Here is a 10,828-nt window from a genome sequence, read left to right on the forward strand (position 1 = left end):
CTTACTGGAACGCGGTCTCGAAGAAGCTGCGCAGCTTGCGCGAATGCAGCTTTTCCGGCGGCATCGCCGCCAGCTTCTGCAATGCCAGAATACCGATCTGCAAATGCTGGCTGACCTGCGTCTTGTAAAACGCCGTCGCCATGCCCGGCAGCTTCAGCTCTCCATGCAGCGGCTTGTCGGAAACGCAAAGCAGCGTGCCGTAGGGTACGCGGAAGCGAAAACCGTTGGCGGCGATCGTTGCCGATTCCATGTCGAGCGCGATGGCACGCGACTGCGACAGCCGCTTGACCGGTCCGCGCTGGTCGCGCAGCTCCCAGTTGCGGTTGTCTATCGTGGCGACGGTGCCGGTCCGCATGATCCGTTTCAGGTCATAGCCCTCATAGCCGGTTACTTCCGCCACCGCGTCCTGCATCGCGACTTGGACTTCGGCGAGCGCCGGGATCGGAATCCAGACCGGCAGGTCGTCGTCCAGCACGTGGTCTTCACGCACATAGGCATGGGCCAGCACGTAGTCGCCCAGCGTCTGGCTGTTGCGCAAACCCGCGCAGTGACCAAGCATCAGCCAGGCATGCGGGCGCAGCACGGCAATATGGTCGGTGATCGTCTTGGCATTGGAAGGTCCGACGCCGATATTGACCACTGTAATGCCGCCATGGCCCTTCTTCTTCAGATGATAGGCAGGCATTTGCGGCAGGCGGGCCAGCGTCAGGTCCGAGTCGGGTTTGTCCGATCCGGGCTGCGTAATGATATTTCCGGGTTCGACGAAGGCGGTATAGCCATTGCCGCCGTCAACCATCTGCTGACGCGCCCAGAGGCAGAATTCGTCGATATAGAACTGGTAGTTGGTGAACAGCACGAAATTCTGGAAATGCGTCGCGCTGGTCGCCGTATAATGGCTGAGCCGGGCCAGAGAATAGTCGATACGCTGGGCGGTGAATGGCGCGAGCGGCGAGGGTTCGCCGGGGCCGGGTTCATACGATCCGTTGGCGATTTCGTCGTCCGTGGTTGTCAGGTCCGGCGTGTCGAACAGATCGCGCAGCGGGATATCGATATTCTCAGCCATAGCCGCTTCGACATAGGCACCTTCGCCGAATGCGAAATGCAGCGGAATCGGCGTTGTCGATTCGGATACGGTAACGCCGACGCCGTGGCTGCGGATGAGAAGGCCAAGCTGTTCTTTCAGATAGTGCTTGAACAGTTTTGGCCGGGTAACGGTGGTCGTGTAGACGCCGGGCGCGCTGACATAGCCGTAGGACAGGCGCGAATCGACATGGCTGAAGCTGCTGGTCTCGATGCTGACCTGCGGATAGCAGGCGCGATAGCGCGAAACCGGTGTTCCGGTCCGGCCAAGCTCGGTGAAGGCATCGACCAGGAATTTCGTATTGCGCTCATAAAGCGCCAGAAGCGCATCGACGGCAGCAACCGGATCGTCAAACGTCTGCGGTTCGAAAACGTCAGGCGTTGCGATGGAAAGGGCGGAGAGGGAAGAGATTCGATTGTTCATGCGGCATTATAGGATGCCGTTTTTTACAAGCAAACGACAAGTGGGCAAACGACAAGATTGAGATGCACAACGGCCTGTTCGGGACATGCCGGTCAGCGCGGCCCACCGAGGATGATGGCGGTGCCAACGAGGGCGAATGCAACGCCGGTTGCATCCCATCGATCAGGCCGGACGCCCTCGACAATCCACAACCAGGCCAGCGACGCAGCGATATAGATGCCCCCATACGCCGCATAGGCGCGTCCGGCCGCTGCCGTTTCAATCAGGGTTAGAAGCCAGGCAAACAGGGCGAGGCTTGCCATGCCGGGAATGAGCCACCAGATCGGCTTGTCCAGCTTCATCCATGCCCAGAAGGCGAAGCAGCCGGCGATTTCCGCAACAGCGGCAAGGGCATAGATGGCGAATGCGGAAATGGGCATCAGGTTCCTTCCTTGGCTGAACAATAGGAAGGCAGTCGATTCAAATGTGCAAGCGCTCTTGAGCGCCGAAGGCAGGCTTGCTGCGTCAGCTCATCGACTGGCGCTGCAGCGTGACGAACAGGACAAGGCCTGCTCCTTGCTTGCCGATACCAAGGCCGGAGGCCTTGCTGTAGGCAACTGCGCCCATCGGAGCCATCAAAAGGGCTGCGAGCGTCAGCATGCGCAGGGCGATGGTTGCGGAATGGGCGAGGAGGAACATGGTTTTTGACCTTAGAGCTTGGCTTGTTCGCAGAACTTCGTGGTGTGCACGGTGCAGTCGGCAATAGAGCCGGCGTAGTTATGACGGCGACGTTGGCTATCGGCACTGACAGCGGCTGCGAGCGTCAATGCGAAGACGACCATAAGCATGCTGATGATGGTGAGGCGGCGGGCGAGAATGTCCATGGCTTTGTCCGTTTGATCTGGTGTGTCGATCGGGGTTCAACTCGATGATCACCTTTTCGCACAGGCAAACTGAACTCTTCCTGAGACCTCGGTTCATCTCCCGTTCATCTTCGCGGTTTTTCGTTCAGGAAACGCCTCAAGCGACCGGCAACGTGCCGGCCGGCAACGCCGATAGATGAACAGAGAGGTTCAGAACGTCATTCGTGAATGAGGGAGGGCGGCGGCCTGAGGATGCGTCACAGGGCGGCAAGGCTCGCAAAGTTCAGTCCGGTCAGACGGTGGGCTGTCCGCTGCCGTGCGGACGACCAGAAATGGTATCCGGCGGGTATGCCCGCCGGATGATTGGCGCAATTACATCCGTGTCCAGGTCTGCGATTTGCAGAGAACTTTGAGAACGCAGCCCTGCATTTTCAGCGAAGCACCGCTGATCGACGCATTGCCGCTATAGGTCTTGTCATTGGCCGGATCGGTGATCTCGCCGGAATAGGTGTCGCCATTGCCGTTCATGTTGCCAATGCGCTTGCCGGCATGCTTGCCCGTCTTCAGGGTGATGCAATAGCCGCCGCCGCAGGACGCGATAGCGGCGGTCTCGCCGCTTGCCGTTTTCCAGTTGCCGACGATCGGTTCGGCCGCGAAGCCTGCCGCCGCCGTTGCCATCGTCATGGCTGCTGCGAGTATCAATGTACGAATCATCATGTGCCTCCCGTAGAATTCGCCGGATAACGCTGGTTTCGGGCGAAATGTTGCCAGAGCAGGTCTCCTCACCGCTCAATGGCTGGAAAATAGCTTACGCGGACGTAAACGTAAATATCTGGCCGGCCGCTTTTACGGTGAAAACTTCCAGCAGAATGCGGTGTGTCGCACCGCCTCTTTTCGCGAGTCGGAAGAGGCGACCGTTTTGCGTGGTTACCGATTGGTTGAAATCGCCGCCTGAATTTTCCGTAAAGATTGAGGCAAAAGCCAGCATTTCCGGTCAGTGCGATGTTTAACAAAAAACCAAGTTTACCAATCGTTTGAACTTTGTTTGCCTCACATTAATCATGCATTTTAAGCGTGTATTGAAACCGCTGATGCATATTCAAATCCATAAGACGAGCAGGGAAAAACACCCCGCCGACATCCTTCAGGGGGCCAAAGCCGCACAAGACGGCGGCCCCTTCAGGGAGCCTAAAAAGGCAAATAAAACAGGGACTGTAGACGCAAGAAACCAGTTAAACAGGGACAGAGACAATGGCACGCTTTGACATTCAGAATGCTTCGGATGCCACGATGGGTGGCGAAAACCGCGCGGACGTCTTTTGCGAAATGGGTTTGATGTATGCAACCGGACGTGGTTGCGATGTCGATCTGATCGCCGCGCACAAATGGCTGAACATCGCCGCCATCAAGGGCTCGGACCGGGCAGCAGCGCTGCGCGCCGACCTGACGATGACAATGAGCAAGACTGACCTCGCCACGGCCCTGCGCGCCGCCCGGGAATGGATGACAGTGCATTGAAACAGAATTGTATCGACGACAGGCGCTAGGACCGAGACCTCCGAAGATGAGGCGCGGTTTCTACTGCCTGCCGAGCGATCCCAGCACTTTCGGCAAGGCTTCTTCCAGAAGCGCCATGTCCGTCTCCGGTCCGGTGCTGATCCGGATGCAACGGTTTAAAGGCGCAACACCCGGCATGCGGATGAAAATGCCGTGGTCGGCCATCAGCCGGTCGACTATCGCCCGGGCAAAAACGGCGTCAGCGCCGCAATCAATAGTCACGAAATTCGTTGCCGAGGGCAGGGGCTTCAGCCCGTTGCGAACGGCGATTTCGGCGATCCTGTCGCGGGACGCGGCAATCCTTTCAAGCACCTCAGCCAGATAGTCCGTGTCCGCCAGTGCAGCGATAGCCGCTGCAGTCCCGATCCTGTTCATGCCGAAATGGTTGCGGATCTTGTCGAAGGCCTGCGCCGTTCCCGGCGTGCTGATGACATAACCGACACGGGCACCTGCCAGGCCATAGGCCTTGGAAAATGTGCGCGTGCGGATGACGTTCGGCATGTCGATCAGCGATGGGATCGAAGGAATGGTGCCGGCCGGCGCAGTCTCGCCATATGCCTCGTCGAGGATGAGCAAGCACGTTTCCGGCAGTGCCCGCGCAAACGCGACGACGCTGTCTGCATCCCACCAGCTGCCCATCGGATTATCAGGATTGGCGAAGTAGACGAGTGGTGCGTCTTCGTGTTTGACGGCGGCAAGCAGCCCGTCGAGATCTTCGCGGTCGTTGACATAAGGGGCCGTCACTAGACGGCCGCCATGACCTGCCACATGAAAATTGAACGTCGGATAGCCGCCAAGTGAGGTGATCACCGGCATGCCAGGCTCCATCACCATGCGAACGATCTGCCCGAGCAGTCCGTCGATGCCTTCACCGATGGCGATGTTTTCCGCCTTGGTGCCCAGATGGCCGGCAAGCGCCTTCTTCAGCTCGAAATTTTCCGGATCATTATATTGCCACACCCCCGCCGCTGCCGCCGTCATAGCCGCCAAAACCGAAGGCGCCGGACCGAATCCGCTCTCATTGGCGCCGATTCGCGCCGCGACCGGGCGGCCCCGCTGGCGCTCGATCGCCTCAGGCCCGACAAAGGGAATGGTGGAGGGGAGCGAGGCGACGAGCGGGGTAAATCTGGAAAATGCGGACATGCGGATGATCGAGCCTGTCAATGGATGAAATCGCGGCGGAGACTAGCGATGTTTCCGCGCCATGGAAACAACATCCGGGCGCGAAACGCGCCTTCACATCAATCCGTTGTCAAACTCCGTTAAGGACTCAGTGCTTTTTCAGCTCGCCGCCGGTGAAGAACTCGTAGCGGACGATCTGATGCAGGAATGCATCGTCGATCGGCTTGATGAAATGCACCTGGATCCGGTTGTCGCGCCTGTAGACTTCAGCGCAGCCGATTCGCTTTTTCGTGCCAACGATGGTCAGATAATAGTGCTGGGGAAGGCCGATTGTCGTATTGACGACGAAGCTTGCGCCGCCACGCGAAATCTCGGTCATCTTGCAGGTTCGGGTGGAGACCCCGCCAAGTGCCGGTCTGACGGCCATCAACGTGCCGGCTTGTCCGATCTTAAAGCGTTCGAAGCGCTCCTCGTAAAGTTTGGAGCTGACCACGGAATACATTGTCGAGTTTTGCATCGTCACTCCCCCGATAGCGATGAGGCCTGGATGATCATCCACATCTGCCGCATCGTTTGCGTCCGTCGCTCTTACCCTCCTCATGAGGGCAGCGTTCGATTGGCTCAGGATCAGTCAGGGGTATTGCAATCTTTTGAAAACATTCCTTAAAAATTTAATGAGGGTGTAAATTGACGCACTCTGCCTGCCGTGGCGTCGCGAATCAGGACGTAGCGCTGACAAAATAGCGGCAGGCGAGCAGGCCGCAGCTTGCGGAGAGCGCCGTGACAAAGGTGCCCCAGGCCATATCGACTGCGCTGACAATCGGTGGCCAGCCCTTCAGTGTCGCGAGATTTGTAATGTCGTAGGTGCCGTAAGCCGCAAGGCCGAGTACCGCGCCATATCCCAGCGCTGTGAGAAGAGAGCCAGCCTTGACCCCAGGCATGACGGCTAGGAGCACGATGGCCATTGCGAAAAATACATAGAAGATCGAGGCGATAGTGAGGTTCGGCGTTGGCAGCATGAGGTCACCGAGCTGGTCGCGGTAAAACGTCCGTGCCACCAGCCCGAGCCAGATGGCATCGGCAATCAGCAGGGATGCGAGCGTTCCCGCGTAGGCGATCAGAACAGTCTTCATGATGATTGGCCCTCTTTCTTCCTTGCTACGGCAGGCAACGCTGTCTGGATTGCCACCGGGCGAAAATAGAAGAACCCTTTTGTGCCCAGCCGCCAGCTTTCAGATCAGGCCGCTGGTGAAATTCATCCGGATCAGGCGGCTCAGGAATTCCGGCGCCAGCTGCATGTTGAAGCGTACGCCGAGTTCGCTCCGGTGCCGATGGACCTGCGAGCAGCCGATTTCCTCCTGAAAGCCGTCGATCTGCAGGAAAAAATGCTTCGGCAGCAGGATATTGGCATTGAAATCCACCATGGCACCTCCGACGGAGATGTGGCGTAGCAGGCACTGATATTTCGTCTTCGTCTTCAAATGTTGCCCGACCACAAGGATGCGGCATGGGCGCTCTATATAATAGTGCTTGTAGCTGGTGGTCAGTTGACCCGGCTTTGCCTCGGCGAGATGCATCACCATCGACATGGGAAACTCCGGAAAATCTGCGGCGGCGCGCCGTTTCTGTTGGATGTTGCAACCTTTATCAGGTGTAAACACTGCGTTTCGCCACACCGCATGCTGCTATGGTAGCAGTTTCCAACGGCATCCTTGCACTGAGCTTGCGCTTCCGGCGGCCTTGTCTTCATCCTTGCTTAAAAAAGCTTGAAGGCGGACATTGAAACACACCCGCCCATACGTAATAGTTTCATGCAAAGCGTGCTGGCAATGAAAATGCCGGGCGAAACAGGGATCATGTTTGCGCAGTTCGGAAGGGTATAATACACCCGGCAGACTGCACGGGCGCGGAGGGAAAATCATGTTCAGGCGTTATTTCCATGGCTGGCTGCCGATCTTCGCTCTGGCGCTGTCAATTGTCGTATGTCAGGCCGGTTCAGCGGAGGCGGCAAAACGCGTCGCGCTGTTGATCGGCAACGAGAAATACGAGGCCACATCGCAGCTGAACAACCCGGCCAACGATGTCGAGCTGATGAAGGCCTCCTTCGAGGATGCCGGCTTCGATACCGTGACGGCTGTCCACGATCTCGACCGTGCCGCGATGGTCCGTGCGCTCCGCGATTTCGAAGACACCGCCGCCGGCGCTGATGTCGCCATCATCTATTATTCCGGCCACGGCATGGAGATGAACGGTCAGAATTTTCTTCTGCCGGTCGATGTCAGCCTGAAGACCGACAAGGATGTCGAAGACGAGGCCATTCCGCTCGATCGTGTGCAGCGTTCGCTCGAAGGTGCAACGCGGCTGAAACTGGTGATTCTCGATGCCTGCCGCAACAATCCCTTCGAGCAGTCGATGTCCCGGTCTATCTCCACCCGCGCCGTCAGCCGTGGCTTGGCGCGCGTCGAGCCCGAATCGGCCGACCTCCTGGTCGCCTTCGCGTCGAAGGCCGGTACAGTCGCGATGGACGGCGAGGGCAAGAACAGCCCGTTTGCCACGGCGCTGGCGAAATATCTGACCGAACCCGGCGTCGATGTGCGTATCGCGCTTGGCAAGGTCCGCGATGACGTGGTGACGGCGACCAATCGCGAGCAGGAACCGTTCGTCTACGGTTCGCTCGGCGGCGCGCAGATCTTCCTCAATATCAAGGAAGTGAACATCAACATCACCAACAATGGCAACACGCAGGAAGTCTCGCCAAACGGCCAGTCTGCCGCCGCTGCCGACTGGCAGAATATCCGCGATCTCGCCGACAAGGACCTGATCGAGGTGTTTTTGGCCAAGCATGGTGCCGACCCGGTCTACAAAATGCTTGCCGAAAAGAAGTTGAAGCTTCTGGAGGAAGCGGCTCAGACGACGGTGACGCCGGACGAAATCGCCTGGGAGGCGCTCAAGCAATCGACCGATGGTGCTGCGCTGACCCGTTTTGTCGAGCGTTATCCCGACAGCAATCATCGGGCGGAAGCCGAAACCCAAATCGCAGCACTAGAGCCGAAGAAGGGCCTGAACATTTCCCGGACCGGCAAGGACACGCAGGCTTCGCGCGATTGTTATCTGCTCGCTGGCGAACCGCAATCAATGCCGGGCTTCCTCGGCGTGAATTTCCTGAAGATCGATTCGGCGCGCGCGCTCACCGCCTGCGCCCAGGCGGTCAATGAGAATCCCGATGACATGATGCTCGTCAACATGCTCGGCCGGGCGCAGGACGCGGGCCGCAACTATGTTGATGCGCGCAGCAGCTATCAAAAGGCAGCCGACGGCGGCAATATGTATGGCCTGACGAACCTCGCCTGGTTCTCGATCTACGGCACCGACGGTCCTGTCGATGTCGACAAGGGCAAGGACATGTTCGAACACGCCGCCAATAACGGCAATTCCTATGCGCAGGCATCGCTCGGCTGGCTCTATCGCGATGGCTACGGCAGCATTCAGCAGGATTACGCGGAATCGCTGAAATGGTACCAACTCTCGGCCGATCAGGGTTACGCCAATGCCATGGCGACCGTCGGCTGGTTCTACCGCGAGGGTAATGGTGTCGCGAAGGATCTCGACCAGTCGCTTTCCTGGTATCAGAAGGCGGCCGAAGCCGGCGATGCCAATGCGATGTCCTCGCTCGGCTGGGCCTATCAGAATGGTCTCGGTACGCCGCAGGACTATACCCAGGCCAAGGTCTGGTATGAAAAGGCCGCCAATGTCGGTGACGCCTATTCAATGGCGCTGCTCGGCTGGTTCTACGATGACGGCAAGGCTGTGCCGCAGGACTATGCGCAGGCGCGCAACTGGTACGAAATGGCCTCCAATGCCGGCAGCGCCTATGCCATGGGCAATCTCAGCCGCCTCTATGACTGGGGGCTGGGCACCAGGGCGGATCCGAAAGAGGCCGTGCGCTGGGCAGCGGCAAGCGTCGAAGGCGGCGATCCGGCCAAGCTTCAGGAGCTAAAAACATCCCCGGACAATTTCACGCCCGCCTTCCGCAAGGAAATTCAGGCGCTGCTCAAGGATCGCGGCTTTTACAGCGGTCCACTGGACGGCGATTTCGGCGCTGCTACCCAGAATGCAATTGACCGGCTGGCGAAAAAGACCTGACGCTTTAAAGCCTGAGTCAAAACATCAAAGGCCGGGCAGCGAAAAACTGGCCCGGCCTTTTTTAATAGAGAGAAAACGATACGGCTTATCGTTTGGCCTCAAGCGCCTTGAGCGCGGCCTGTCCAGCTGAAATGGCCTCGATCTGGCTGGCGAACTGGCCATGCGCCGGATAAACGACGGATCCACGCTTGAGAACGAACGCCCACCGTCCATTGCGAAGCTTTTCGATCGTTACCTGTGTCGCCGGTTTGCTGTCGTTGCTCATCGTGTGTTTCCGAACCTGTTGTTATCAGTCGTTCCGCAGAGAGGAATGACATTACTAAGGATAAGGACTAGCCCAATTGAGCGGTGACGGGCAATCGGCAATGAATGCCAACTCTCCGTTCGCAGCCTGATAGGACAGGCCCGACGTTCTCTTCTTCAGATCTTTATCTGCAAAGCGCGCGTAGCCTCTAGGGTGAAAATGCGAGACTACGAGACCGGACTGATCCGAAGCACGGTGTTGCGAGCCCTTCTGCGGCCAGTCAGAGCGCACCGAGACCCGTGGAAAAGCAACTTTGTCGCGGGAAACCGTAAAAACCCCTTGCAATAACGGGCGCCTGACTCTAGTCAGGCGCTAACGGAGAGGTGGCCGAGTGGTCGAAGGCGCTCCCCTGCTAAGGGAGTATACCCGGAAGGGTATCGTGGGTTCGAATCCCATCTTCTCCGCCATCAGACCTTATCCTTGAGATTTTCTATCAGACACGACGGCAAGCATCGATTGCTGCGGCTGTCATCAACTCCATGATTCACATCGTCGGTTCTTCAGGCGCCAGACATTTCGCTGCGTTTGATCCCATCTCCCGTCAGCATTGTTCGCAGACAGTGAAGCCGGAGATGCTCCCTTCATCCTCTACACATGAACGTGAGTTTGGCAGGCGTGCCGGTCTTGGTTTTTAACCCGCCACCGATTCCCGATGAACTACACTCGCAGTCAAAGCTCAGCCGTGTCCGTTGTCGTCCGTCAGGCCGGGAGTGGGATAGGTGGGAGGGCGTTGTTTGGCCGTTCGCTGGGCGCATACGAATCGTGCCGCAGGCACCGCGCGGCGATGATTCTACGATTCGCACTGCTAATCTCACCAAATGGCATCGTGATTTCGGTTCTTCATTGTTCGTGATTGTCGCCGCGGCAGCAGTGGCGCCCCCTGCGCGCCGCCGCGAATCCGGCTGCGCAGTGCCGTTTTGCCCCATTTCCGCCCCGTTATGATACGGAATACTCGGTCCAAAGTGCGGCTAAGTCCCGATGAATAAAGGGTTTTCTTAATGCTTTGTTAAGATCTTTCGGCCGCTTGGGGCGATTTTGTGTCGTTTCAGCAACAGCGCAGGGGGAAGGGCGGGCCAAACATGACGAACTGGCAAGTTGGTGATTGCGCCAGCGGTCCCGTCTTGTATTTTCAACTCCGGAAGCAAGGGCGGTTGATCGTCCGACTTCTTAAATGTTGGGGATGGGGCAGGGAATACTGTCCTTCAGTATAATACCCAAACCCGTTTGAAACTTTTGACTGGAGGTCAGAAATGAACATCAAGAGCCTTCTTCTCGGCTCCGCTGCAGCTCTCGCAGCAGTATCCGGCGCCCAGGCAGCTGACGCAATCGTAGCTGCTGAGCCGGAACCAATGGAAT

Annotated in this window: 12 protein-coding genes, 1 tRNA gene and 1 pseudogene; 4 read left to right on the forward strand and 10 right to left on the reverse strand. The window is 58.0% G+C overall.

Annotated elements, in window-relative coordinates; translation table 11 throughout:
• Nucleotide 1: 1 nt before the first annotated feature.
• From R6X40_RS10425 to R6X40_RS10445, 5 genes are all read right to left on the reverse strand, one after another.
• Nucleotides 2-1,504: an AMP nucleosidase gene (locus R6X40_RS10425; protein ID WP_318413200.1), complete on the reverse strand. Its 1,503-nt coding sequence runs from the start codon at nucleotides 1,502-1,504 to the stop codon at nucleotides 2-4.
• A gap of 92 nt (nucleotides 1,505-1,596) precedes the next feature.
• Nucleotides 1,597-1,917: a YnfA family protein gene (locus tag R6X40_RS10430; protein ID WP_318413280.1), complete on the reverse strand. Its 321-nt coding sequence runs from the start codon at nucleotides 1,915-1,917 to the stop codon at nucleotides 1,597-1,599.
• Nucleotides 1,918-2,008: 91 nt separating this feature from the next.
• Entirely contained in the window at nucleotides 2,009-2,182 is a 174-nt protein-coding gene (locus R6X40_RS10435) for a hypothetical protein (protein ID WP_318413202.1), read from the reverse strand.
• 11 nt (nucleotides 2,183-2,193) lie between these two features.
• A complete protein-coding gene (locus R6X40_RS10440) occupies nucleotides 2,194-2,367 on the reverse strand; it encodes a hypothetical protein (RefSeq protein WP_037107006.1) in 174 nt (57 codons plus the stop codon).
• A 351-nt stretch (nucleotides 2,368-2,718) separates the two neighbouring features.
• On the reverse strand, nucleotides 2,719-3,060 hold the full coding sequence (locus tag R6X40_RS10445; RefSeq protein ID WP_318413282.1) for a DUF2147 domain-containing protein: 342 nt from the start codon (nucleotides 3,058-3,060) through the stop codon (nucleotides 2,719-2,721).
• Nucleotides 3,061-3,597: 537 nt separating this feature from the next.
• On the opposite strand from R6X40_RS10445, the gene R6X40_RS10450 reads away from it, so the two are divergent.
• On the forward strand, nucleotides 3,598-3,864 hold the full coding sequence (locus R6X40_RS10450; RefSeq protein ID WP_318413206.1) for a sel1 repeat family protein: 267 nt from the start codon (nucleotides 3,598-3,600) through the stop codon (nucleotides 3,862-3,864).
• A 60-nt stretch (nucleotides 3,865-3,924) separates the two neighbouring features.
• On the opposite strand, the gene R6X40_RS10455 is transcribed toward R6X40_RS10450, so the two are convergent.
• The 4 genes from R6X40_RS10455 to R6X40_RS10470 form a co-directional block, all read right to left on the reverse strand.
• Nucleotides 3,925-5,046 (reverse strand): pyridoxal phosphate-dependent aminotransferase, encoded by a 1,122-nt coding sequence (locus R6X40_RS10455; RefSeq protein WP_318413208.1) that lies wholly within the window; start codon nucleotides 5,044-5,046, stop codon nucleotides 3,925-3,927.
• A gap of 127 nt (nucleotides 5,047-5,173) precedes the next feature.
• Entirely contained in the window at nucleotides 5,174-5,542 is a 369-nt protein-coding gene (locus R6X40_RS10460) for a PilZ domain-containing protein (RefSeq protein ID WP_318413210.1), read from the reverse strand.
• A 202-nt stretch (nucleotides 5,543-5,744) separates the two neighbouring features.
• On the reverse strand, nucleotides 5,745-6,158 hold the full coding sequence (locus R6X40_RS10465) for a DUF2177 family protein (RefSeq protein ID WP_318413211.1): 414 nt from the start codon (nucleotides 6,156-6,158) through the stop codon (nucleotides 5,745-5,747).
• Nucleotides 6,159-6,257: 99 nt separating this feature from the next.
• The gene (locus R6X40_RS10470) at nucleotides 6,258-6,614 is read right to left on the reverse strand and encodes a PilZ domain-containing protein (protein WP_318413213.1); all 357 of its coding nucleotides are present in this window, start codon (nucleotides 6,612-6,614) and stop codon (nucleotides 6,258-6,260) included.
• A gap of 331 nt (nucleotides 6,615-6,945) precedes the next feature.
• Here R6X40_RS10470 and R6X40_RS10475 point away from each other — a divergent pair, with 331 nt between their 5' ends.
• Nucleotides 6,946-9,168, forward strand: coding sequence for a caspase family protein (locus R6X40_RS10475; RefSeq protein ID WP_318413214.1), 2,223 nt, complete (start codon nucleotides 6,946-6,948; stop codon nucleotides 9,166-9,168).
• A gap of 85 nt (nucleotides 9,169-9,253) precedes the next feature.
• On the opposite strand, the gene R6X40_RS10480 is transcribed toward R6X40_RS10475, so the two are convergent.
• Nucleotides 9,254-9,433 (reverse strand): hypothetical protein, encoded by a 180-nt coding sequence (locus R6X40_RS10480; protein ID WP_318413215.1) that lies wholly within the window; start codon nucleotides 9,431-9,433, stop codon nucleotides 9,254-9,256.
• Nucleotides 9,434-9,789: 356 nt separating this feature from the next.
• Here R6X40_RS10480 and R6X40_RS10485 point away from each other — a divergent pair.
• A tRNA-Ser gene (locus R6X40_RS10485) sits at nucleotides 9,790-9,879 on the forward strand.
• 843 nt (nucleotides 9,880-10,722) lie between these two features.
• Nucleotides 10,723-10,828: pseudogene (locus tag R6X40_RS31590) on the forward strand (porin); the annotation flags it as partial.

This window comes from Rhizobium sp. PL01 (genome assembly GCF_033447125.1).
GTDB lineage: Bacteria > Pseudomonadota > Alphaproteobacteria > Rhizobiales > Rhizobiaceae > Pararhizobium.